Origin of the sequence: Nostocoides sp. F2B08 (genome assembly GCF_009184895.1) — a bacterium.
Classification (GTDB): Bacteria; Actinomycetota; Actinomycetes; order Actinomycetales; family Dermatophilaceae; genus F2B08.
In genome coordinates this window covers 1-23,080 of record NZ_WESE01000004.1, presented here as the reverse complement: position 1 = coordinate 23,080, position 23,080 = coordinate 1, and the positions used below count along the sequence as shown (strand labels likewise).

The following is a 23,080-nucleotide window of genomic DNA, read 5'->3' as shown; positions in this document are numbered from 1 at the left end:
CCGGGCGCCGCCCGGCACGGCCACGCAGCGCAGCGATCGTCCGGGAGGATCGATGAGACGTGTCAGACAGAGCGTCGTCGCGCTGCTCGGCGCGGCCGCTCTGGGCCTGCTCAGCGGATGCAGCCCGGGATCGGCGCAGGCGACGTCGACCGAGATGCCGACCCAGCGGGTTGTCCAGCCCGGTGCCCCCGGGGAGCCCAACACGACCCTGACAGCGGCTCCGGAGATCCCTGACTTCGTCACCGAGGCGGACGTCACCTTCGTGCAACACATGCTCATGCACCACGCGCAGGCCCTCGAACTCACCTCCTTGGTGCCGGAGCGCACCGCGCGCACGGACATCCCACTGTTCGCCGAGCGCATCGAGATCTCGCAGGACCAGGAGATCGACCTCATGGAGGACTGGCTGCGCGAGCGGAACGAGCCCGTGAACGACCTGCGGGGCGGCCATCACGATGGCGACCAGCTCATGCCCGGGATGCTCACCGACGACCAGCTGGCCCGGCTCGAGGCGGCGTCGGGCGAGGAGTTCGACCGGTTGTTCCTCCGCTTCATGTACCAGCACCACGCCGGCGCCGTGCAGATGGTGGAGGAGCTCTTCGAGGCCGACGGCGGTCAGGACTCGTGGGTCTTCCGTCTGGTCAAGGAGATCGACGGGGACCAGCGCATCGAGATGGACCGCATCCTCGACATGCAGGCCACGATGGGTCTGGGCGACGTCGGGACGCAGGAAGGAACAGGCTGAGACGCGGTCAGTCCCGCAGCAGCCCGGCGATGACGTCGAGCGCCGTCGCGACCTCCGCGAAGGACGTGGACAAGGGGGCGAGGCCGAGCCGAATGCCGTCGGGCTCGCGGAAGTCGGGGATGACGTCGCGGGACCACAGCTCGGCGCAGAGCTCACGGCTGCGCGGGTGGGTGATGGTCACGTGCGCACCGCGCCGGTCGTCCTCGCGTGGTGAGGCGACCTCCACGCCGAGCTGCGCCAGCTCGCCGTCGACCGCGTCGATGACGAACCGCGTGAGTGCGACGGCCTTGGCGCGGATCCGGTCGAGCCCGGCCTCCTCGATGAGGTCGACGGTGTCGGCGATCCCGACCATCCCGAGCACCGGAGGTGTGCCGGAGATGAAGTGCCGCATTCCCGGGCTCGGGCGGTAGCCCGGACCCATCCGAAACGGCTCCGCGTGCCCCATCCAGCCCTGGATTGGCTGGCGCAGGCGGTCCTGGTGACGATCAGCCACGTAGCCGTAGGCGGGGGCTCCCGGGCCTCCGTTGAGGAACTTGTAGGAGCAGCCGACGGCGAGGTCGATCCCGAGCTCGTCGACGTCCTCGCGCACGACACCTCCGGAGTGGCAGGTGTCGGAGAGGACGAGCGCGCCTGCGTCATGGGAGACCCGCGTGATCTCGGCCAAGTCGGCGATCCATGCCGACTTGTAGGCGACGTGCGAGACCACGACGAGCGCGGTCCGCTCGTCGACGACCGAGGCCACCTGCTCGGCCGTCACGCCCTCACTCGGCTCCGGCTCGATCCACACCAGCTCGGCGCCGGTCTCGGTGGCGATGCCCTCGGCGACGTATCGGTCGGTCGGGAAGTTCTCGGTGTCGATGACGATCCGGGTGCGTCCCGGATCGGCCGCGACAGCCGCCCGGATCAGCTTGTAGAGGATGACCGTCGTGGAGTCCCCGACGAAGGTCTGTCCCGGCGCTGCGCCGAGGACGACCTCCCCGATGCGGTCGCCGAGGGTGAGCGGCAGCTCCATCCACGCCTCGTCCCACGACCGGATGAGCCGAGTCCCCCACGCGCCCTCGATGAGCTCGTTGATCCGGCGCTGGGTCGCCTTCAGCGGACGACCGAGCGAGTTGCCGTCGAGGTAGGCCTGCACCGCGGTCGAGCCCGACCCGGCGGGTACGAACCGCTCGCGAGTGAAGGCGATCTCGTCGGCAGCGTCGAGTGAAGCGGCCCGCTCGTGCAGTGCTGCGCCTGTCTGCTGATGTCCGGTCATGATCCGTCGCTCTCCGTCGTCAGATCGATCCGGCCGATCTCGGTGCGCACCGCGAACAGCTCGGGGAAGAAGGTCAGCTCGAGCGCCTTCTGCAGGAAGCCGACGCCCGAGGAGCCGCCGGTTCCGGTCTTCATGCCGATGGTGCGCTGGACGGTCTTGAGGTGCCGGAACCGCCACAGCTGGAAGTTGTCCTCGAGGTCGACGAGCTCCTCGCAGGCCTCGTAGACGTCCCAGTGGTCCTGGGCGTTCGCGTAGACCTGGGTGAACAGCTCGACGAGTCCGTCGTCGCACACGTGCGCTCTCGTGACGTCCCGCTCGAGGACGGCGGTGGGCACCGCATACCCCCTCCGGGCCAGGCAGCGGAGGAACTCGTCATAGATGCTCGGCGCCTCGAGCAGCTCGCCGAGCAGGGCGTGGGCCTGTGGGTCCTGTTCGTGGACGCGGAGCATGCCCGGGTGCTTGTTGCCGAGTGCGAACTCGACGGCGCGGTACTGCCAGGACTGGAAACCCGAGGCCTTGCCGAGAAAGCCGCGGAACTCGGCGTACTCGGTCGGGGTGAGCGTCGCGAGGACCGACCACTGCTCGACCATCGAGCGCTGGATGTGCTTGACCCGGGCGATCCGCTTGAGGCTGACCCGCATCTCGTCCTGCGCGAGCAGCCCTGCGGCCGAGCGGAGCTCGTGCAGCATGAGCTTGAGCCAGAGCTCGCTCGTCTGGTGCTGGATGATGAACAGCATCTCGTCGTGGTGCGGCGGGTCGGACACCGGCCGCTGTGCGTCGAGGAGCGTGTCGAGCGCGAGGTACGACCCGTAGGTCATCGTGTCGCGCAGGTCGGTGTGGACACTGTGCTCGATCTCGCGAGTGTTGCCGCTCATAGCGACCCACCGTAGTCCTCCCAAGGGCCGACCGGTCCGATCGCTACCGTGAGCCCATGAGCGGGTATGCGCGACGCACCTCCGGCGGCTCGCTCACCCCGGTGGTGGTCACCCTGGCCACCGGAGTCGGTGGGGTGGTGCTCGTCGTCCTGGCCACCGCATACGGATGGCTCGGGCCGGACGTCGATCGCGGCGCGGGGTTCTGCGAGACCGACCACTGGTGCTTCTTCGCCCAGCCCTCGAACACCCTGAGCAACCTCGCCTTCGTCGCCGCAGGCGCCGCTTTGGCGTGGCGCGCCCGGTTCCCGTCCGGTCGGCTCGAGATCGACGCTCTGACCGTGCCGTTCACGGTGATCGTCGCCCTCCTGGGTCCCGGCTCGATGGCGATGCACGCGACCGAGAGCGACCTCGGCGGTCACCTCGACGTGTTCTCTATGCACCTGCTCGCCGGCTTCGCGGCGTCGTATGCGGTGGCTCGGCTGAGCGGATGGGGTGCCGGCCGGACGGTGGCGCTGTTCGTGGTCCTCGTCGGCCTGGGCACGGTCGCATCCCTGTCCGGCGGCTCGGTGCCGGTGGTGCGTCACCCCGGCAACGCGTTCTTCGCCGTCCTGCTGCTCGTGGCCGTCGTCGGGGAGGCCGTGCTGCTCCGCCGGCGAGCGGCCACGCCGTGGTGGGGGGTCGCCTCGGTCAGCGTGCTACTCGTCGCCTTCGCGATCTGGCTGCCGTCGCAGACGGGTCGGGCCTGGTGCATCCCCGAGTCATGGCTGCAGGGACACGCGCTCTGGCACGTCCTGTGCGCGGTGGCCGCCTATCTGCTGGGGCGGCACTACACGGCCGGCGGCGAGGGTGGCTGGACTCGGAGCGCGGAGCGGTCAGAGGCCGCGCAGGCGTAGCACCACTCCCGCGTGGTCGGACGGCCACAGTCCGGTGGCCGGGTCGCGGTCGCTGAGCTCGGTGCCGGTGACCTCGCCGCGGTCGACCCCGAGGGGACCGCCGTCGGCGGTTCGTCCGAAGACCATGTCGATCCGGTGCGTCCAGCTTGGCGGGACCTCGTCGACCGTCTCGTTCAGGCCGGAGGTCCAGCCATCCTCGGCCGGCGCCCACTGCAGCCACTGGTCGGTGTAGGTCTGCGTGATGAAGTCGTAGGCCGCCTTGTGCGGGACGGTGTCGCCGATGCCGGTCTTGATGCGCTCGTCGAGCGGGTCGGAGTTGCAGTCGCAGAGGATGACCGTCGACCGGTCCTCCGCGGTCGCCTCGTCGACCAGTTGCCTCGCCTGCGCGAGTGCGATGTTCGAGCTGAACGCCTCGAAGTGAGAGTTGACGACCCGGAAGTCCCGGCCACCGGCGCGGACGTCGACCCACTGGTAGCCGCGGTCGAAGGCGAAAGTCACGCCGAGCACACCGAGGGAGAGGTTCGCGTCGTAGATCTCGTCGTGCTCACCGGTCACCCGCAGGCTCGGGGTGTCGCGGACGAGGATGACGTCGCGCATGGTCAGGCGGACGTCCCGGGCTCCCGCTTCGGCCGGGTTCGCGAAGAAGCTGGGCGACTCGACGTCGGCCCGCAGCCCGATCACCTCGGCCCGATACAGCGGGCGGTCCGAGTTGAGCTCGTCGAGGAGTAGCCGGAGGAAGTCGTAGTCGACGGTCTGTGCGTTCGGAACACCGATCGCTCCGAGCTCGAGCGGGCCTGATCGCCAGAGGGCCACCTCCTGGAGGCCAATGACATCGGGTGAGGTGCGCAGGATCTCGTCGGCCAGCAGGCGGGCCCGCACGGTGAAGTCGGTCTGGTCGACGACGGCGCGGGTGACCGCGGACCCGTTCGCCAGTGCACCGACGATCTGCGGCGTGGTCCCGCCCGCGGCCTGCGCGGCGAGCGCCGCCTGGATCGGCCGGTTGATGTCCGCGCCGAGGTAGACGTTGCGGGTCATCATTGTGATCGGCTTGCCCGGTGCGCTCGAGGCCGGCTGGGCCCCGCCGCGCGGACCCCCGGGCGGGGCCGCCTGCGACGGTGTCGCCGCCAGCATCATGGCGGCGGCGAGAAGGATGGCGAACAGGCTCTTCAGCGATGACCTCGATGTCATGGCGGCGGACCTCCCTTGGTGCGTCGAGTCACAGCATGGCGGATCCGACCGACGTTCGTCCGCGTTTCCGCAGAAATCGTGAGGTGCGCAGACAGGCCGGCTCGCACTCATCCTCACGTGGGAATACAATCCAAAGTTGAGTCGTTCACGCTCATGTTTCATCATGGACTCGGACCCACCGCTCCGGCCGGCCAGCCGGGCGGCCCGAACGCCGGACCCGGCGCAGTGCCGGTGCCGGATCGACACCACTCTCGTGAGGAGGAGACATGGCCACCACCTTCGATCCCTTCCGCGACCTGGACCGCATCATGTCCGGCGCGCTGCGCACCCCCGCGGCTGCGGGGATGCCGATGGACCTCTATCGCTCCGGCGAGGAGTTCGTCGCCCACATCGACCTGCCCGGTGTCGACCCCGGCTCGATCGACATCGACGTCGAGGACCGCACCCTGACGATCCGGGCCGAGCGTCGCACCGAGAGCGGTGACGACGTCCAGTGGCTCTCGCACGAGCGCCCGAGCGGCACGTTCGCCCGCCAGCTCACCCTGGGCTACGGGGTCGCGCTCGACAAGATCGGGGCCGACTACGCCGACGGCGTCCTCACCCTGCGCATCCCGGTCGCCGAGGAGGCCAAGCCGCGCAAGATCTCGGTCAGCCACGGCTCGGGTCGGCAGACCATCGAGAGCACGACGACGGACGGGTCCGGCGAGGGCTGAGCCCTTTCGGCACCGCCGACCACACACCCGAGGTATGCGGTGCGCACCCGGTGCGCACCGCATACCTCGGGTCGTTTCCAGAGCGCCCTGATGGTCAGGCGACCTGCGCGACGAGCTGGTCGACCGCCACGCCGAGCGCCTCCTGCATGTCCGGGTTGTGCTCGTAGTGAGCCGCCAGATGAGCTGCGTAGAGAGCCGCGCCGGTGAACATCGCCTCGTTGTCCCAGCCGCGGGGCTTCGGGCGCGGCCACTTGCGGGGCCACCCCGTGCCACACCATTCGTCGATCTCGGTGAGGAACGCGCGACCCGGACTCTCCTCACGGCCGCTGACGACGATGATCGCGCTGTTGAGGAGGCGTCCGACCAGAGCCGCCCCGACAGCCGCCTCGTGAGGGGGGAGCGGCTGCGGGTTCAGCATGACCTCGTCCGCGCCGCGGAACCTGCTCGCTGCACCGAGGAACCGGGTCGGCTGGTCCACGAGGACCAGGTCGGGGCCCTGCGGGAAGATCGCGTCGAAGGCCTCCGGGGGCAGGCTGCCGACGCGGGAGAGAAGCTTCCAGATGCTCGCCATGGTGTCTCCTTGTCCGTGTTGAACCCGCTCCGGTGCGGGCCCACGTCAGGAAGGAGCCACCGGGAGGCTCGCTGATACCGGAACGACGGCCGGCGATGCCGAGGTGACGTCCCGCGAGCCGCGAAGGAGCGTCAGTCCGAGGTATCCGTGCACGACGGTCAGGGTGACGAGGATCCCGAGACCGATGAGGTCCTGGTTCGGGACCTCCGGGGGAAGGCCCTCGTGCAGCAGCACGCCGACGCCGGCGACGATCGGAGCCCACCGCCCGACGGTGCCGGCCCGATAGGCCGCCCACGGCATCGCGACGACCGCGAGGGCGAAGCACAGGAGCAGCGGAAACACGAAGATCCCCAGCGGCGCGCTGGCGCCGAGTCTGTCGACATAGGCGGTCATCTCGGCCCGGTCGCCCCCCGGCAACGCCGAGGCCATCACGTAGTAGTACCCGAGGGCGATGTGTCCCGTGCCGCCGAGCACCGCGAGCACGGCGGCGACGTTCGCGAGGGCGGCGCCCCGTCCTCGCGCCATCGACAGGATGCCGGCGGCGGCCGGGGCCATGAGCACCCCCGAGACGATGATCAGCGCCGCCGACGCGAGCAGCGCGCCGCGGTCGTTCGTCGCGGCGTCGTACATGGCCCCGCCGTCGCCGTCCTCGGGCATGACGACCGCCTGGACGACGAGGAGTGCCGGGAATGCGACCAGGGCCAGGCCGCAGGTCCAGCGGCGGAGCGAGTCGGCGCGACGGGATCCGATGCGTGCGTCGGTGGTCATGGTGTCCTCCTGAGAGCTTCGGCCGACCCCGCTGGCCGGCCTGTACCCCAACGGTGGCTCTGCGGGCCGCCGGGACGCATCGGCCCCGCCGCCAGTCCTCGGTCATCCGTGAGGATGACGACTGCCGGACCGACGTCGGCCTGTGGAGGGAGGCGCCGACCGGGTCGGCGGATCTACCCTGGCTGGGTGGGCCGGTGGCGACCTCCCGGACGGGACGTACTCCTCGCGGCGGGCCTCCTGGCGGTGGTGCAGGTGGAGGTGTGGACCGTCGACGTGGGTGACCTCGCGCCCACTCTCGCCGTGGCGCTGACGGTCGGCTGCGTGGGTCTGGCCTTCCGGCGGGTCGCGCCGTTGACCTCGACGGCCATCAGCATCGTGGGGGCACTCGTGGTTCCCGCCCTCGTCGGCAACGAGGCGGCGACGACGCTCGGGTGGCTCATGGTCTGTCTCGCGGCGGCGGCCTCGTGCGGCTACCACGCGCGGCCGCCTCTGGCCGGCCTGGTCCTGGTCCTCGGACTGATCGGCGTCGCCCTGGCCGTCGAGCACGCTCCCGCGGTGAGCGAGATCCTCTTCGGCTGGATCCTCGGTGGGGGCGCGTGGTTCGCCGGGTATGCACTGGCCACTCAGGCGTCGCTGACCCGCCTCGCCCGGGACCACGCCGACCTCGTCGAGGAGCGCTCGCGGTTGCGCGCCGACGCGGCGCTGGTGGACGAGCGGCTCCGGATCGCCCGCGACATCCACGACTCCCTGGCGCACAGCGTGAGTGTCATGCAGCTGCACGTGGGCGGGGTGCGGCGACTCCTCGCGCCCGGCCAGGTCCGCGAGCGGGCGGCGCTGGAAGCGGCAGAGGCCGCCGGGCGGGAGGCGACCGCCGAGCTGCACCGCATCCTCGCCGTGCTTCGCGACGGTGAGGGCGGCGGCGACCCGTCCGGGGTCGACCTCGAGGCGACCTCACTCGGTCAGCTGCCGAGACTGATCGGCGTGGCCATCGACGCCGGTCTCCGGGTGGACCACCGCGAGCGGGGCCGGCCCCGTGCGCTGCCACACGGCATCGACCAGGCGGCGTTCCGGATCATCCAGGAGGCGTTGACGAACGTGCGCCGGCACTCCGGCGCGCGCCGGGTCGAGGTCACAGTGGACTATCGCCCGACCGAGCTGGTGGTTGAGGTCCGTGATGACGGGGCGGGGTCGCCGGGCGGGGAGCCGCTCCGAGGTCACGGCCTGACCGGTATGCGGGAGCGCGTCACCGCATACGGGGGCACCCTGGTCGCCGGTCCGGGCGAGCGCGGTGGCTTCGTGGTCCGAGCGTGTCTCCCGCTGCCGCCGAGTGGCACCGCCGAGAGTGACGAGGACTCCCGGGCCCTCGGGGCCGCCCGGGGTCTCGTGGCCGGCGGGGGCGAGCCGTGATCACGGTCCTGCTCGCCGACGACCAGGAGATGGTCCGCGCCGGGCTGCGCCTCATCCTGGCGGCCGAGCAGGACATCGAGGTCGTCGGGGAGGCCGGTGACGGACTGGCCGCGGTTGCGCAGGCACGCCGGTTGACACCCGATGTCGTCCTGATGGACGTGAGGATGCCGAGGTTGGACGGTATCGAGGCGACCCGACGGCTTCTCGGTGATCCGGCATTCGCCGGCTCTCGCGTGGTGATGCTCACGACCTTCGACGTCGACAGCCACGTCTACGACGCTCTCCGCGCGGGGGCGAGCGGCTTCCTGCTCAAGAATGCAGCGCCCGAGGACCTGGTGCGTGCGATCCGCGCGGCTGCGGCCGGCGCGGGCCTGATCGACCCAGCGGTGACCCGAAGAGTCGTCGAGGAGTTCGCCCGTGGTCCTCGCCCGTCACCACCGCCGCGGACGCTCCAGGAGCTGACCGAGCGCGAGCGCGAGGTGATGGTCCACGTGGCCGCAGGTGACTCCAACGCCGAGATCGCCGCAAGCCTCTTCGTCAGTGAGGCCACCGTCAAGACGCACGTCGCCCGGATCCTGGCCAAGCTCGGCCTGCGCGACCGTGTGCAGGTCGTCGTGTTCGCCTACGAGCACGGCGTCGTCGCTCCGGGCGCCACGCGTGACCACGGCGGAAGGGGCGCGCCCGGGCGTGCACCTCGCTAGCGTGGAGCATGCCCATCACGGATGCCGACCGTCAGCTGCTCACCCGCGCCGTCGACCTGGCGGAGGAGGCCCTCATCGCCGGGGACGAGCCCTTCGGCTCGGTGCTCGTCTCGCCCACGGGCGAGGTGCTCTTCGAGGATCACAACCACGTGTCCGGTGGTGACCGGACCCAGCATCCCGAGCTGGCGATCGCGCGGTGGGCGGCCGCGCATCTGCCCGAGGACGTCCGGCGTGAGTGCACCGTGTACACCTCCGGGGAGCACTGCCCGATGTGCGCAGCCGCCCACGGCTGGGTCGGGCTGGGCCGGATCGTGTATGCGTCGTCCACCGAGCAGCTTGTGTCCTGGGGCGCGGAGCTCGGGTTCCCCCGCTCGCCGGTGCAACCCCTGTCCGTCACCGACATCGTGCCCGATGCGGTGGTCGACGGGCCGGATCCCGAGCTGGCCCAGCGAGTCCGCGACCTGCATGCCCGCCGAATGGGCGGCTGAGCCCGGGAACGGCCCGGGCGACAGCCACCGATCGCGCTATGGTCGAAGAGCACGGCACGACTCGAGGAGGTGGGCACGATGAGCACGACCGACCACGGCCCGGCGAACGGGTTCGAGCCCGAACCGGAGGACTGGCCGGCACCGGACCCGGACAGCCTGTCGAGGGAGGCGGTGGAGAACGAGCCGGACGACGTCGTCACTACCCTGCCGGACGATGCACCCCTGCCCGTCGACGCCGACGAGGCGGACGTCATCGAGCAACGAACCGACGCCGGCGTCGATGTCGGCGACGAAGATGTCGATGCCGAGGACGAGTTCTAGAGGACGGGTTCCTAGAGATCCCGGCGTGCGGCGCCGCCGGCGGTGACGGCGAAGGAGTGGGGCGCGCTCCAGCCGCGGTCGGCGTAGGCCGCCGTGATCAGGTCGGCCGTGTGGGCGGCGGCCTCGGCGGGGACGAGGGCGATGGACGAGCCGCCGAACCCGCCGCCGGTCATCCGGGCTCCGAGAGCGCCGGCTCCGAGCGCGGTCTCGACCGCGAGGTCGAGCTCGGCGCAGGAGACCTCGAAGTCGTCGCGCAGCGACACGTGTGAGGTGGTGAACAGCTCGCCGACGGTGTCGAAGTCGTCCTCGCGCAGGGCGGCGACCGTGGCGCGGACCCGGTCGATCTCGGTGACGACGTGCCGGGCACGGCGGACGAGCTCGTCATTCCCGGGACGGTCGCCGGGTGAGTCGCCGGCCAGGGTCTCGAGTGCCTCGTCGAGAGCATGCGGGTCGACATCGCGCAATGTGGCCAACCCGAGCCGCTCGGCGGCCCGCTCGGCGGCCCGCCGCCGCACCTCGTACTGGCCGTCGGCGAGGGTGTGCGCGGCTCGGGTGTCGGTGACGAGCAGGACGAGTCCGTGGTCCTCGAGGTCGAAGGGGATGTGCTCGACCTCGCCGGAGCGGCAGTCGAGGTAGAGCGCGTGCCCGGGTCGGCAGAGGAGGGCGGCGGACTGGTCCATGCCTCCGGTGGCGGCGCCCGCGACGTCGTTCTCGGCGCGGATGCATGCGGCGATGAGCTCTCGGCGGGCCGTGTCGTCGGCGAGCAGCGCCAGGTCGAACAGGTCGCTGACCGCCGCGCCGACCGCGCACTCCAGGGCGGCCGAGCTGGACAGTCCGGCGCCGACCGGCACGGAGCTGTCGATGACCGCGTCGATGCCGCCGACCTCGTGTCCGGCCTCGCGGAGCGCCCAGAGCACGCCAGCCGCGTAGCTCGGCCAGCCGCCGGGTGAGCCCGGACCCACTTCGCCGAGCGCGATCTCTGCGGTCTGGTCGAGGGTGGCCGAGTGCACCCGGACGAGGTCGTCGCCGCGGCGGGCGCATGCGGCCACGGTGCGCTGGGGCAGCGCGATCGGCAGGACCAGGCCGCCGACATAGTCCGTGTGCTCACCGATCAGGTTCACCCGACCGGGCGCCGACCACACCCCATCGGCGGGGCGACCGTGCAGACTCTCGAACGTGTCGAGGAGCGACGCAGGCGAAGGTGCGGTGCTCGGCAGTGCATCGTGGGTCATCGGGTCGCCTGTCCTCTGGTGGCGGTCGGAAGCGTGCGCGCGATCGGTGCTGGACCGATCCTAGGGCCGCGCGGCGGCGTCCCGAGGGCGTGGGATGCTGTGCTCCGCGTACCCATCCCGTCGCGTTCCGGAGGACCGATGCCCATCCCCGCCCCCGAGTCCCTCGTCGTCGCCCTGTCGGCGTCCGACGTCTCGCTCGTCGTCGATCTCAGCGGTGGTGCGCTGCCCCGGGTCGTGCACTGGGGTGAGCGCCTCGACCACGTCGACGTGGTCGACCTGACCGCTCTCGTGGGCGCGCAGACTTCTCTCCCCGGCCCGAACCTCACCGACGTCCCACCGCGGGTGGCTGTGCTCCCCGAGCATCACACCGGCTGGACCGGGCGGCCTGGCCTGACCGGCTCGCGCGACGGCCGCGGCTGGTCGACGAGGTTCACCGTCGACCGGGTGGAGCTGGACGGGTCCCCCGTCGAGAGCAGTCGCGTCGACGGACCCGGGCTGCTCACCGTCCGCGCCACGGACGCACACGCCGGCCTCGCCCTCGTCATCGAGCTCGGGCTCGACGCGACGGGGCTGGTCCGGGCCCGGGCCACGCTCACGAACACCGCGGACGGGACGTTCGCCGTCGACGGTCTCGCGCTCGCACTCCCAGTGCCCTCCGGACACGACGAGATCCTCGACTTCACCGGCCGGTGGGGCGGCGAGCGGGCACCGCAACGGCTGCCCTTCCGGATCGGAGCGCACGTGCGGGAGAACCGCCGCGGTCGCACGGGGGCGGACAGCGCATACCTGCTCCATGTCGGCACCCCCGGCTTCGGGTTCGAGAGGGGCTCGGTGCGCGCCGTCCATGCGGCGTGGAGCGGCAACCACGTCCACTACGCGGAGCACGCCTTCACAGGCGACCGGCTGATCGGCGCCGGCGAGCTGCTCCTGTCCGGCGAGGTCCGCCTCGAGGCGGGCGACGCATACTCCAGTCCGTGGCTCTTCTTCGCGGCCGGTGACGGCCTCGACGCGGTCGCCCGGCGGTTCCACGCGCATCTGCGCTCCCGGCCGCGCCCGGTGTCGCCGGACCGGCCGGTGACGCTGAACGTCTGGGAGGCGGTGTACTTCGACCACTCGCTCGACCGGCTGGTCGAGCTGGCCGAGCGGGCGGCGCGAGTCGGTGTCGAGCGCTACGTCCTCGACGACGGCTGGTTCGGCGGACGCCGGCACGACGTCGCCGGTCTCGGCGACTGGGTCGTCTCGCCCGAGGCGTGGCCGGACGGGCTGCACCCGCTCGTGGACCGGGTCCACGGGCTCGGCATGGAGTTCGGCCTGTGGTTCGAGCCCGAGATGGTCAACCTCGACTCCGACGTCGCGCGCGCCCACCCCGACTGGGTCATGGCAGCCCGCGACGACCTGCCGGTCCCGTCGCGCCATCAGCAGGTCCTCGACCTGACCGCCCCCGGGGCCTACGAGCACGTCAAGGGCCAGATCCTCGCCATCCTCGACGAGTACGACATCGGCTACCTCAAGTGGGACCACAACCGCGACCTCGTCGAGGCCGGCAGCCAGGTCCGCGGCGGCCGACCGGCCGTCCACGAGCAGACCCTGGCCCTCTACCGACTCCTCGACGAGATCCGCGCCGCCCATCCCGGACTCGAGATCGAGTCCTGCTCCTCCGGCGGCGGCCGGGTCGACCTCGGTGTCCTCGAGCGGACCGACCGGGTCTGGGTGAGCGACGTCATCGACCCCCTCGAGCGTCAGCACATGCTGCGCTGGACCACGCAGCTCATCCCGCCGGAGTACATGGGGTCGCACATCGCGTCCCAGCACTCGCACTCCACCGGACGCAGCCACTCTCTGTCGTTCCGGGCCGGCACTGCGATCTTCGGGCACCTGGGCATCGAGTGGGACCTCACGACCGTCGACGACGCGACCCTCGACGAGATCGCCGAGTGGGTGGCGTTCTACAAGGCGCACCGCGACCTGCTGCTCGCCTGCGACCTTGTGCGAGTGGACACCGGAGTCGACGACCTGTTCGTCCACGGCGTGGTCCGGCCGGACCGGTCCGAGGCGATCTTCGCGATCGCGACGGTCGGCGCCCTCCTCGAGCTGCCTGGCCCGGCCGTCCGGCTTCCCGGTCTGCAGCCCGACCGGCGCTACCGGGTCCGGCCGGTCGTCGTCGGCACGCCCGCCGGCGTCGTTGCCCCCCCGTGGTGGGGTGACGACGTCGGTGCCCCCGACCGCGCCACCGCACCGTCCCCACCGGCCCCGCCGCGCTGGGTGAACCGGGGCGCCGAGTTCGCCGGCGTGGTCCTGCCGGGGTCGGTGCTGGCCACGGTCGGCGTCAGCCCGCCACTCATGCAGCCGGACACCGTGGTGCTCCTGCACGTCGGGGCCTGCTGACGCGACTACTCGCTCGCCCCCACGCCCAGCGGCGGTTCGGGTTCGAGCAGCTGCTGGAGAGCCTCGAACGCGGCCGGCTCGATCGAGTACCAGGTCCGCCGGCCATCGCGCTCACGCCGGAGGAACCCCATGTCGTGCAGGGCGCCCAGGTGGTGGGACACCGTGGGTTGGCTCAGGCCGAGATGCGCGGCGAGCTCGGTCGTCGTTGCGCGCGACCGAGGGCGGGTCCGGATCCGGCCGAGGATGCGCAGCCGGGCCGGCTCACCGAGCGTCCGCAGCGCCTGGGCGAGGAACTCCGCCTCGTCCTGGGCCAGCTCGCTGGCGAGCAGGGGTGAACAGCAGAGCTCGCTGAGTCGTTCCGAGGCGGACTGTCCGGAATGGTTTGACAGGTCGATGGCGTTCATAGATAGTCATCTAATCATTCGATTGATGTCTATGTAAAGGAGATGTCGTGACCACCCCTCTGCTCGACCTTCTCACGCGGGTGGTCACTCAGGTGATCGACACCCTCGAGAGCACCTGGCCGTTCCTCGTTCTCAGCGTCGTCCTTGCCTCGATCGTGCAGGTCTACGTCGGCGCGGACCGACTCGGTGGCTGGATGCGCCGGAGCATTCCGGTGGCCGTCGTGGGTGCCGTACTGCTGGGTGCCCTGACGCCGTTCTGTTCGTGCGGCACCATGGCGGTCGTCCTCGGCTCGCTCGCCACCTCCGTGCCCTGGGCCCCGATCGTCGCCTTCATGGCGTCCTCGCCGCTCACGAGCCCGGGAGAGTACACACTCTCCGTCGGACTCTTCGGTCCGGGCTTCGCGACGGCCTTCGTCATCGCGGCGATCGGCGTCGGGCTGGTCGGTGGCGTGGCGGCGTGGGTGCTCGAGCGGGCCGGGTGGCTCGCCGGCCAGTCACGGGTGGCGCCGGTCGCCGTGCGGGCCTCCCGCTCGCTCGAGCCGGTCGAGGGAGCAGGCGCTCCGTGCTGCCCTGCTGCGCTCGAGTCGCTGGTGTCCACACCGGCGGCCCTCGCCGTGGCGCCGTCACTGTCGACCGGTGGCACGTGCGGATCCGCCGACCCTCTCTGCTGTGGAACGCCCGGTCCCGACCGGCGGACCCCCCGCGCCGACACTGCAGCGGCGACCACATGGCTGAGCGCCGTGCGCAGCGACCCGCGAACCCGCGAGCTCGGACGGGCTCTCGTCACGAACGGTCGCCGTCTGGCGTGGTACTTCCTGGCCTTCACGACACTGGGATATCTCATCATCGGACTGGTCCCGACAGCCCTCCTCGAGCACCACCTCGGCGACGGCAACGCCCTGACCGCCGTGCCGCTCGCCGCGCTGCTCGGCATCCCGATGTACGTCAACACCGAGGGCTCGCTGCCGCTCGTCGCGTCGCTGATGGACGGCGGCATGGGCGCCGGTCCGGCGCTGGCCTTCCTCGTCACCGGCGCCGGCACGAGCATCGGCGCTGTCAGCGGGATGCTGATCGTCGCCCGATGGCGGATCGTCGCTCTCGTAGTGGGAACCCTCTTCGTCTCGGCGTGCGTGACCGGATGGCTCGCGCCGCTCTGGCTCTGATCCCCGGCGATGACCGAACCGTCGCATGACTGGCCTCGACGTGCCTCACCGACATTGCCTGTGACCGTTGGTAAACCTTTCCGCCGATCCGTTGACCGCGAGAGGGCCCGGGGTTACCGTGAGGTCGGCGGGGCGCCCCGCAGGGCGAAGATTCGGTGTCAGTCTCTGTGGTCGATAGGTCTGCGACGCGACTCAGCGATAAGTGTGAGGTGCCCTACGCGGATGGTTGAGCGAACGACGATCGGACCGGAGACGGAAGCGACCGGCGATCCCGGCGCCGCCACCGAGATTCGGCAGCGCAATGTTTCCGGGCCGGACACGTGGCGGCAGCTCGTCGACGAGTCGCCTGATGGCGTGCTTCTCGTCCGGGACGGCCGCATCGTGTACGTCAATCCCGCCCTGGCGAGGATGGCCGGCCGAGAGGTAGCCGAGCTCGGCGGAACGGTCCTGGCGGATCTGGTTCCGTCCGAGCACAGGGTCCGGCATGCTGAGCTGGTCGAGGAGACCCTCTCCGGAGACGCGCGGTCCCGGCAGATGGGATCCGGTCGAGTGGTTCATCTGCGCCGGGCGGACGAGTCCGAGCTGCCGGTCGAGATCGCGCTCGCCCCACTCGTCATCGATGGTCGCCCGACCATGCTCGCGACCGTTCGCGATGCCACCGCCTGGAGGGGGAGGGAGGCCGAGCGCGCCCGGCTGGTCCAGCTGCTGGACCTGGTGCCGGACAGCATCTTGGTCGTGGACCCGCGGCTGCAGGTCGTCGTCGACGCCAACCACGCCGCCACCGAGCTGCTCGGGTACACCGAGGACGAGCTCCGGGGCATGCCGGTGCGACGCCTGGCCGCACTCCACGATGAGTCCCCGGACCACGTCGCGGAGGGGGAGGTGCTGCTGACCGACGGCAGTCAACTGCACGGGCAGCGGCTGGCGACCCGGGACGGATCCGTCGTCGACTGCGAGGTGCACGCTTCCCTGGTCGAGGACCCCGACCACGGCCCGCTGCTGGTCAACGTGGTGCGAGATGTCGGCGAGAGGCTCGCCCTCGAGATGCGGCTGCGCGAGAGTGAGGAGTCGTTCCGGACGACCTTCGAGCAGGCGCCCGTCGGGATCGGACTCCTCGAGCGCGACGAGGCGGACGGAGGGCCGCTTCGCGTCCTGCGCACGAACCGGGCACTCGACGAGATGTTGGGGTATGCCGCGGGCGAGCTGGTGGGTGCCGACATCGCGGTGTTGCGGGCACCCGAGGACAGACTCGTCTCAGCCGCGCAGCGGGCCCAGGCGGAGACGGACCGCCCGGACCGGACGGTGATCCGGCGCTACCGACGACGCGACGGGTCGGTGCTGTGGGCGGAGGTGCGGGTCTCGATGCTGGACCTCCCGGTCCCCGGGCAGTACTACCTCGTCCATGCCGTCGATGTGAGCACGCGGGTCGCCGCGGAGCGTGAACTGCGTCGCGACTCGATCGTCAACCGCGCCGTCGCAGAGGTCTCCAGGGCGGCCCTCGAGGACCAGCCGGAGGAGGACATCCTCACGCTCCTCGCGGACGGCGTCGCCGAGGCGATCGACGCCGACGGAGTCGCAGTCCTGCTCATGGGGGACAGCGACGAACCCTCGGCACGATGGGTCGGCGCGAGCGGACCGCGAGCGGTCGACCTGATCGAGCGGGTCGACGCGGCCGGTCGTGAGCTCCTCGTCGAGAGTGCGACGACCGCGGTCGGTGCGATGAGCGGCTGGGCAACGGCCATCGGAGCGGAGGAACCCGACATCGGGCCCGTTCTCCTCGTGCCTCTGGGCGAGAGCAGCTCGGATCCGCACGGTCTCGTCGCGGCCTGCCGTGGTCAGGGCGCGTCCGCGTTGAGTATCGAGGACGACCACCGCGTGACGCGGATGGTGACCCAGGCGCAGGTCGCCGTCCGCCTCGCGCGGGCGCGGGCCGCCGAGGCGCGGCTGGCCGTGCTCGAGGAACGCCAGCGCATCGCCAGGGACCTGCACGACACGGTGATCCAGGACGTCATCGCGGTGGGTATGCAGATCAGCGCCGACGTGGACGTCGAGTCCGATCCGCGTCGGCAGGTGCGGGACCTCGAGAAGGTGGCCCAGCTCGAGGCTGCGGCGAGGAATCTCCGACGCGCCGTCTTCGAGCTCCGCGCCACGGTGCGGAGGACCTCGACCGCGGCCGAGGTCACCGAGACGGTCAGTGAGGCATCCAGGGTCCTCGGTCACTTCCCCCTGCTCACCATCGCAGGTCCGGTCGACGATCTCCCCCCCGATCTCGTCGACGATGTGATCGCCGTGCTGCGTGAGGCGCTCTCGAACGTCGCGCGTCATGCCAGGGCCACCCACAGCGCGGTCTCCCTCTCGGTCGACTCGGATGCCGTCATCCTCGTCGTCGAGGACGACGGTGTCGGCCCCGAGGGGGCCGCCGGGGGCTGCTACGGTCTGGCCAACCTCAAGGACCGAGCGGGACGGCACGGCGGTCACGTGGAGGTCGCCGGCCTCCCGGACGCCGGGACCCGGGTGATCTGGACCTGTCCGCGGCAGGCGCCGTTCAACAACCCCTAGCCGACGTCCCGGGACACCTGTCACTGGCGCGCAGCCGCAGGAGGGCCGCATGCTCGACACGGTGCGGGCAGCGCGGCCCATGTCGCCACCGATGAGGGAGGACGTCCGGGATGTTGAGTGCAGCGATCGGGACGTGTCTGCCGAGCTCGTCGAGCGAAGGCGGTGCGCGGTCGGCGCCCGAGCCGGACGTGACCCTCCACTCGGGGCGCAGCGGCCGGGTGGCTGTCGTCAGGATCCCGTCCGACTGGGACGGCGCTGACGACTCCGGACCCTGGGTTCTGCTCGAACGCGCCCTGCGGGCCCGAGTGCACATGGTGATCCTCGATCTCTCGGCCGGCCGCCGCCGGCGCCAGAGTGGTGGTGTCGACCGCCTCATCGAACGCCTCGACCGACTCAGGATCCGGTATGCGGTGGTCGCCCCCCACGATGACGAGACGACCGGCCTCGGGGCGGTGGGGTGTGTCTACTCGACCATCGCCATCGCCCGTGGGACCGCAGGAGTCCTCAGGAGCCCCGCCGTGCCATGAAGACGGCCGCCTGGGTGCGGCGAACGAAGCCGAGCTTGGCGAGCACGCTCGTCACGTGGTTGCGCACCGTCTTCTCCGAGATGCCGAGACGTTCGCCGATCTGAGCGTTGGTCAGCCCGGCCACGATCAGATCGAGGATGCGACGCTCCCGCGGAGTGAGCGAGGAGAGAGCGAGCTCGTCCATCCTCACCGCCGTCGAGCGGGTGGCGCCGTTGTCGCGCCCAAGGAGGTCCTCCCCGGCGGCCACCCGTCGGACCGCGTCGACCAGTTCGTGACCGCGGACCTCCTTGAGCAGGAAGCCGGATGCGCCGGCGAGCAGGGCCTCGGTGCGCGACTTTTCGTCGTCGTAGCTGGTGACCATGAGAACCCTGATCTTCGGATCCCGGGACCGGACCGACCGGCACACCTCGATTCCGGAGCCGTCGGGAAGTCGCACATCGAGGACGGCGACATCCGGACGCAGGGCTGGAATCCGCCGGATCGCCTCCATGGCGGACCCCGACTCACCGACGACCTCGATACCCGCATCCGCGTCGAGCAGATCTCGGAAACCCCTGCGGATCAGCTCGTGGTCGTCGACCACGAAGACCCGCACCTCGTGGCGCTCGGCCGTGTCGGGTCCTGCCGACTCCCGGCCGGATCCGGTCATATGCGCCCTTCCGTTCGTGCCCAGCCCCACCATTCTAGGCGGAGGCGCCCCGCGCACAGGGTCACTTCTTCGCGGTCGTCCGAGCGGAGGTCCGGGCTCTGAGTCTCCACCGGAACTCAGCCGACGCCGGCGGCGGCCAGTTCGGATCGGTGCTCGACCGCATACACGGCCGCCTGTGTGCGACTCTGCAGGCCGAGCTTGGCGAGTACGTTCGACACGTAGTTCTTGACCGTCTTCTCGGACAGGTGCAGCCGTCCCGCGATCTGGCGGTTGGTCAGACCTTCGGCCAGGAGTCCGAGGATACGCATCTCGCCGGTCGTCAGCCGCGAGTGGGCCAGGCTGCCCGCGCGACCGTCCCGAACCTGTCCGAGAACACGGGACGTCACAACCGGGTCGAGGACGCTCTGTCCTGCCGCCACCCGACGCACCGCGTCGACGAGGCCATGCGGGGAGGCGGCCTTCAAGACGTACCCACTCGCTCCGGCCACGATGGCGGCCATCACCTCTGCCTCGTCATGGAACGAGCTCAGCATGATCACTCCCACCGACGGACACGTTGACCGAAGATGTCGGCAGACGTCGATCCCGGACCCATCCGTGAGCCTGACATCCAGGACCGCGACATCAGGCCGCGTGACCGGGATCGCGCGCTTGGCTTCTTCGGCGCTGGCGCACTCGCCGACGACCTCGATGTCGGGAAAGCGGTCGAGGAGATCCTGCAGCCCCCTGCGGATCAGTGCGTGGTCATCGACGAGGTAGACGCGGACGAGCTCCTCGGCCGATGGGTCCTTCTCCAACACATCCTCATGCTAAGCAGGCCGTCCGGAGCCGACCCCGGGACAACCGTCCCGGGTCGATGTGTGACCTGTGGCATTCCAGCGCTGCCCGCGCCGCCGGTAGGACCTTCGGCACTGTGCGCCGGCGCGGGGGACTCGCACCCTGATGTGGAGGAGGCGAGGTCATGAGCGACGGCACGGATGCGGTCGGCGACGCAGCGATCTGCGGGCTCGGAGTACTCGGCCGTCACGGTGACTGAGAGGGCGACAGCAGCCGCCCCGCCAGGCCGACAGCCGGTCACCGTCGTGGTCGTCGACGACCATCCGGCACTGCTCGCCGCCGTGGTCGATCTCTTGGCCGTACAGGGGATCACCGTGCTGGCGACCGCGAGCACGGTCCGGGGCGGCTACCACGCGATCATGTCGCACCACCCCGACGTCGCGGTGGTCAATAACCGACTCCCCGACGGCTTCGGACTCGATCTGTGCCAAATGATCCGACGTGCGGCTCTCGACGTCGCTCTCGTCGTGCACACCGCCGAAGACGGCGAAGGAGAGGACCGGGCCCGGGCCGCAGGAGCCGATGAGTTCGTCCTCAAGGTCGCGGACGGCCATGAGCTCCTCGACGCGATCCGGCGGCACGCGCCCGGAAGGTTCGACGTGCCCGGACGGTTCGACGAGCGGTCACAGGAAGGCTGACGAGTGCCCGTCAGCTCCGTCGGCCGGTCCGTATCGGTCGAGAGGCGAGGGTTGCGACTCCGGCGACTGCTACCGGCCGCGCGGGCGCGGCGGGGGCGGCGCGGCGAGGGCGTCGAGTGCGGAGTCCAGGCTTGGGTGAACGGCGTACAGCGACGCGACCTGCACCTCCTCCAAAAGGTCTCGACAGCCCTCCGGCGCAGCCAGCACCAGCGGTGTCTTCCAGCGCTCCGCCCGACGCCTGACCAGTCCGAGGAGCGCGACGACGAAGCGGGTAGGCTCCGCGTCCCAGAGGTCCACGATGACGCCCCGCGGACGCTCGGCGAGACACGCGTCGATCTGTCCGAGGGTGCGTTCGACGCACTGGCCGGCCACAAGTGGGTGCTGCGTGTCCAGTCGGCCAGTGAGTGACAGGATGACGACGTCGTCGAGACGGCGCGTCGAGGCTGTCAGGGTGACGGGAGGGTGGGCGAGCGTCGACGGCGACCGCGATACGGACGGTAGAGGACGTGAGAGGGACGGCAGAGGCATTGGCGCAGGCGCTGACACGGACACGGCTCCCTTCGGCTGGAGTCCATGGTCGTGGGGCTCGGAGCCCATGGCGAGGGTCATCTGTCCCGGATTGCTGCGAAGTCGCTCCGAGGGCTGAGTCCGACTTCGCCCGTGCCAGCCGGTCAGGTGGCGGTTCGACGTGAGACCTCGGGCAACCGGGCCGAAGCGGCCACCCCGACGAGTCCCAGAGCGGCGAGGAAGAGGAGCGCCCATTCGACGGCGAACGCGGCGATGAGTGAGCTGATGCCGCCGACGACCAGCAGGATGATGCCCATGGCTGTGTTCGACACCGCGACATAGGTCGTGCGCAGGTCGCCCTCGGCCAGGTCGACGACGTAGGTCTTGCGGCCGACCCGGACGCCGGTGTGCATCAGGGTGAGGAGGAAGTAGGCGCCGACGAAGAGGACGTCGCTCCAGCTCGAACCCGTCACGTCGAACGCCGTGACGAGCACGACCAGGGTCACGACCACGGCGGAGGCGACGGCGGCTCCGACGCTCATCAGGCTGCGGCTCGAGCGGTCCGCCCACCGCCCGAAGAGCCGACCTCCCAGCAGGGCGGCGACGCCCGAAGCGATGATGAACGCGCCGAGACCGGACAGGCTGTCCACCCCGGAGGCCAGCGACAGGGCCACGACGAAGGGCGGGCTGAGCGCCGAGACCAGGAGCAGGCTGCGGACCGTGACGAACCCGCGTAGGACGGCGTCCTCGCGCAGGAGCGCCAGAGACGGTCGGGCCCCGTCGGACTCGCGCTCCGCCTCGGTGAGGTTCTCGGGCTCGGAGACCCCCGCATACATCATCGCGGAGGCGACCCACAGTGCGGACCCAAAGGCGAGGAGGAGCGCCAGACTCGCGGGGTCGAGGCCGGCGCCGCCGAGGTAGCGGATGGCCAGGCCGAGGGTGACCGCCGTCAGGCCGGCCGCCGTCGTCGCCAGCCCGTTGATCTGGCCCCGCTCTCCCTTGGGGACCGTGCGGCCTTGAACGTCCTTGGACGAGATCGAGCAGAGGCTGCGCCCGAGGGCGAAGACCGCGAGGGCGAACACGATGACGACGCCCGCCGACAGCCCGTTCCCGAGGGCCGCAGTCGCCGCCATCACGGCGACGGCGGCCGATTGGACGAGGGCGCCGGCGACGAAGACCCATCGTCGGTGGCGCACCCGCAGAACCAGGGGAGTGATGAACGCCTGGGGCAGCATCGACCCCGATTCGCGGATCGGCACGAGCAGCCCGACGAGGGCCGATGGCACGCCGAGCGCCTGGAACAGCCACGGCAGCACGGTCGAGGCGTTGACGGTCTGGTCTCCCGACGACTGGAAGGTCTGGGCCGCCACCTGACGCAGCCCGTTTCGTGCGACATCGTCGCGGACGTCGCCGGGCAATTCCTGCTCGGCCTCGAGGTCGCGTCTCATCAGGGCCGAGTAGAGCCGGTCCGAGGTCGTCACGCATCGAACCTAGCCAATGAGCAGGCCACCGACGTGGGCGTGCCCCCCAACACAGCGATAGGCATGGAACTCGTGGCTCGTCCCCGGCGCTCAGCGTCTCTACGTAGCATTCCGGTGGGTCGACGGTGTCGGCGAGGACCGGATCCGGTCTTGGCCCGGGAGGCGTGGGTGGGTGCCGTCTGAGAATGCGTGAGAGGTTCTACAGAGGTGAGAGGTGGAGTGTCCTGCAGTGCGGAGCTGCGGTTGCCGGGAGTCATTGACAAGCGCCAACGGTGAGAGGAGTGTTCGGGGCAAGCGTCGTGGACCTCGTGGCGCGGCTGTCCCGCCTAGGACGGTCCGCCTCGATGATGATCGCCCGACTTGTTGCCGTCCTCGCCCTCTGTCCGGGACTTCTTCTGGTGTGGGTAGCGCGGTGGCTGCTCAGCCGTCATTGTTAGGGCCGGGAGCTTCCGTTGGTGATCAGGGACAGGTGTGACGTTCGAGGAGAGGCTCCCGTGATAGTTCCTTTTAGTGCCATCGACTTCCTGGATCGCGCGCTTGCTGTCTACCGTGATCGGATCGGTGTTCTCGACGAGCCTGACCAGCTAGGAGCCTCGCTGGGGGATCTGACTTACGGTGAACTGGGGGCTAAGCCCGGATCCACCGATCGGGATCATGTCGTAGCGGTCTGGATGCGGGTCGTTGCATGAGAAATCCCTTGTGGTGCAGGAGAATCGAAGTTCTTGACGCTTCTATTCGACCTGATCACAAGGGACATCTCGTAGGTGCAACTC

The 23,080-nt window shown here is 70.6% G+C and carries 23 protein-coding genes; 12 read left to right on the top strand and 11 right to left on the bottom strand.

What is annotated here, in order from left to right:
* Positions 1-52: 52 nt before the first annotated feature.
* Positions 53-745, top strand: a complete 693-nt coding sequence (locus GA707_RS10005) for a DUF305 domain-containing protein (RefSeq protein ID WP_152178311.1) — start codon at positions 53-55, stop codon at positions 743-745.
* Between the two features lie 7 nt (positions 746-752).
* Here GA707_RS10005 and GA707_RS10000 read toward each other — a convergent pair whose 3' ends face one another.
* Together GA707_RS10000 and kynA are read right to left on the bottom strand one after the other, a co-directional pair.
* Positions 753-2,000, bottom strand: a complete 1,248-nt coding sequence (locus GA707_RS10000; RefSeq protein WP_152178310.1) for a kynureninase — start codon at positions 1,998-2,000, stop codon at positions 753-755.
* The gene (gene kynA, locus GA707_RS09995) at positions 1,997-2,875 is read right to left on the bottom strand and encodes a tryptophan 2,3-dioxygenase (protein WP_152178309.1); all 879 of its coding nucleotides are present in this window, start codon (positions 2,873-2,875) and stop codon (positions 1,997-1,999) included. Before kynA ends, GA707_RS10000 begins: the two co-directional genes overlap by 4 nt.
* A gap of 56 nt (positions 2,876-2,931) precedes the next feature.
* On the opposite strand from kynA, the gene GA707_RS09990 reads away from it, so the two are divergent.
* Complete coding sequence (locus GA707_RS09990; RefSeq protein ID WP_152178308.1) at positions 2,932-3,768, top strand: ceramidase domain-containing protein; 837 nt, start codon at positions 2,932-2,934, stop codon at positions 3,766-3,768.
* On the opposite strand, the gene GA707_RS09985 is transcribed toward GA707_RS09990, so the two are convergent.
* On the bottom strand, positions 3,748-4,956 hold the full coding sequence (locus GA707_RS09985) for an endonuclease/exonuclease/phosphatase family protein (protein WP_152178307.1): 1,209 nt from the start codon (positions 4,954-4,956) through the stop codon (positions 3,748-3,750). The genes GA707_RS09990 and GA707_RS09985 overlap by 21 nt on opposite strands.
* Positions 4,957-5,222: 266 nt before the next feature.
* On the opposite strand from GA707_RS09985, the gene GA707_RS09980 reads away from it, so the two are divergent.
* Positions 5,223-5,669 (top strand): Hsp20/alpha crystallin family protein, encoded by a 447-nt coding sequence (locus GA707_RS09980; RefSeq protein WP_152178306.1) that lies wholly within the window; start codon positions 5,223-5,225, stop codon positions 5,667-5,669.
* Between the two features lie 94 nt (positions 5,670-5,763).
* Here GA707_RS09980 and GA707_RS09975 read toward each other — a convergent pair whose 3' ends face one another.
* Positions 5,764-6,240, bottom strand: a complete 477-nt coding sequence (locus GA707_RS09975) for a hypothetical protein (RefSeq protein ID WP_152178305.1) — start codon at positions 6,238-6,240, stop codon at positions 5,764-5,766.
* 45 nt (positions 6,241-6,285) lie between these two features.
* Positions 6,286-7,008 (bottom strand): hypothetical protein, encoded by a 723-nt coding sequence (locus GA707_RS09970; protein WP_152178304.1) that lies wholly within the window; start codon positions 7,006-7,008, stop codon positions 6,286-6,288.
* A gap of 186 nt (positions 7,009-7,194) precedes the next feature.
* Between GA707_RS09970 and GA707_RS09965 the strand changes: the two genes are divergently transcribed.
* The 4 genes from GA707_RS09965 (at position 7,195) to GA707_RS09950 (ending at position 9,925) form a co-directional block, all read left to right on the top strand.
* Positions 7,195-8,415, top strand: coding sequence for a sensor histidine kinase (locus tag GA707_RS09965; protein ID WP_193315272.1), 1,221 nt, complete (start codon positions 7,195-7,197; stop codon positions 8,413-8,415).
* A complete protein-coding gene (locus GA707_RS09960) occupies positions 8,412-9,116 on the top strand; it encodes a response regulator transcription factor (protein ID WP_152178302.1) in 705 nt (234 codons plus the stop codon). Before GA707_RS09965 ends, GA707_RS09960 begins: the two co-directional genes overlap by 4 nt.
* Positions 9,117-9,124: 8 nt before the next feature.
* The gene (locus GA707_RS09955; RefSeq protein WP_152178301.1) at positions 9,125-9,604 is read left to right on the top strand and encodes a nucleoside deaminase; all 480 of its coding nucleotides are present in this window, start codon (positions 9,125-9,127) and stop codon (positions 9,602-9,604) included.
* Positions 9,605-9,682: 78 nt separating this feature from the next.
* Positions 9,683-9,925, top strand: coding sequence for a hypothetical protein (locus tag GA707_RS09950; RefSeq protein WP_152178300.1), 243 nt, complete (start codon positions 9,683-9,685; stop codon positions 9,923-9,925).
* Between the two features lie 11 nt (positions 9,926-9,936).
* Here GA707_RS09950 and galK read toward each other — a convergent pair whose 3' ends face one another.
* Positions 9,937-11,157, bottom strand: a complete 1,221-nt coding sequence (gene galK, locus GA707_RS09945) for a galactokinase (RefSeq protein WP_152178299.1) — start codon at positions 11,155-11,157, stop codon at positions 9,937-9,939.
* Positions 11,158-11,295: 138 nt separating this feature from the next.
* Between galK and GA707_RS09940 the strand changes: the two genes are divergently transcribed.
* Complete coding sequence (locus GA707_RS09940; RefSeq protein ID WP_152178298.1) at positions 11,296-13,542, top strand: alpha-galactosidase; 2,247 nt, start codon at positions 11,296-11,298, stop codon at positions 13,540-13,542.
* 5 nt (positions 13,543-13,547) lie between these two features.
* Here GA707_RS09940 and GA707_RS09935 read toward each other — a convergent pair whose 3' ends face one another.
* Complete coding sequence (locus GA707_RS09935) at positions 13,548-13,946, bottom strand: helix-turn-helix transcriptional regulator (RefSeq protein ID WP_152178297.1); 399 nt, start codon at positions 13,944-13,946, stop codon at positions 13,548-13,550.
* A 47-nt stretch (positions 13,947-13,993) separates the two neighbouring features.
* Between GA707_RS09935 and GA707_RS09930 the strand changes: the two genes are divergently transcribed.
* The 3 genes from GA707_RS09930 (at position 13,994) to GA707_RS09920 (ending at position 18,195) form a co-directional block, all read left to right on the top strand.
* Positions 13,994-15,109 carry a permease gene (locus GA707_RS09930; protein WP_152178296.1) on the top strand — a complete coding sequence of 372 codons (1,116 nt, stop codon included), beginning with the start codon at positions 13,994-13,996 and terminating at the stop codon, positions 15,107-15,109.
* Positions 15,110-15,331: 222 nt separating this feature from the next.
* Complete coding sequence (locus GA707_RS09925; RefSeq protein WP_193315271.1) at positions 15,332-17,668, top strand: PAS domain S-box protein; 2,337 nt, start codon at positions 15,332-15,334, stop codon at positions 17,666-17,668.
* 110 nt (positions 17,669-17,778) lie between these two features.
* Positions 17,779-18,195 carry a hypothetical protein gene (locus GA707_RS09920; RefSeq protein WP_152178294.1) on the top strand — a complete coding sequence of 139 codons (417 nt, stop codon included), beginning with the start codon at positions 17,779-17,781 and terminating at the stop codon, positions 18,193-18,195.
* Here the strand turns inward: GA707_RS09920 and GA707_RS09915 are convergent.
* Entirely contained in the window at positions 18,173-18,844 is a 672-nt protein-coding gene (locus GA707_RS09915; protein WP_152178293.1) for a response regulator transcription factor, read from the bottom strand. The genes GA707_RS09920 and GA707_RS09915 overlap by 23 nt on opposite strands.
* A gap of 116 nt (positions 18,845-18,960) precedes the next feature.
* Positions 18,961-19,644, bottom strand: coding sequence for a response regulator transcription factor (locus GA707_RS09910; RefSeq protein WP_226963699.1), 684 nt, complete (start codon positions 19,642-19,644; stop codon positions 18,961-18,963).
* Positions 19,645-19,872: 228 nt separating this feature from the next.
* Between GA707_RS09910 and GA707_RS09905 the strand changes: the two genes are divergently transcribed.
* On the top strand, positions 19,873-20,319 hold the full coding sequence (locus GA707_RS09905; protein ID WP_193315270.1) for a response regulator transcription factor: 447 nt from the start codon (positions 19,873-19,875) through the stop codon (positions 20,317-20,319).
* Between the two features lie 69 nt (positions 20,320-20,388).
* Here GA707_RS09905 and GA707_RS09900 read toward each other — a convergent pair whose 3' ends face one another.
* Positions 20,389-20,691, bottom strand: a complete 303-nt coding sequence (locus GA707_RS09900; protein WP_152178291.1) for a hypothetical protein — start codon at positions 20,689-20,691, stop codon at positions 20,389-20,391.
* Between the two features lie 299 nt (positions 20,692-20,990).
* Positions 20,991-22,307 (bottom strand): MFS transporter, encoded by a 1,317-nt coding sequence (locus GA707_RS09895; protein WP_152178290.1) that lies wholly within the window; start codon positions 22,305-22,307, stop codon positions 20,991-20,993.
* Positions 22,308-23,080: the final 773 nt, after the last annotated feature.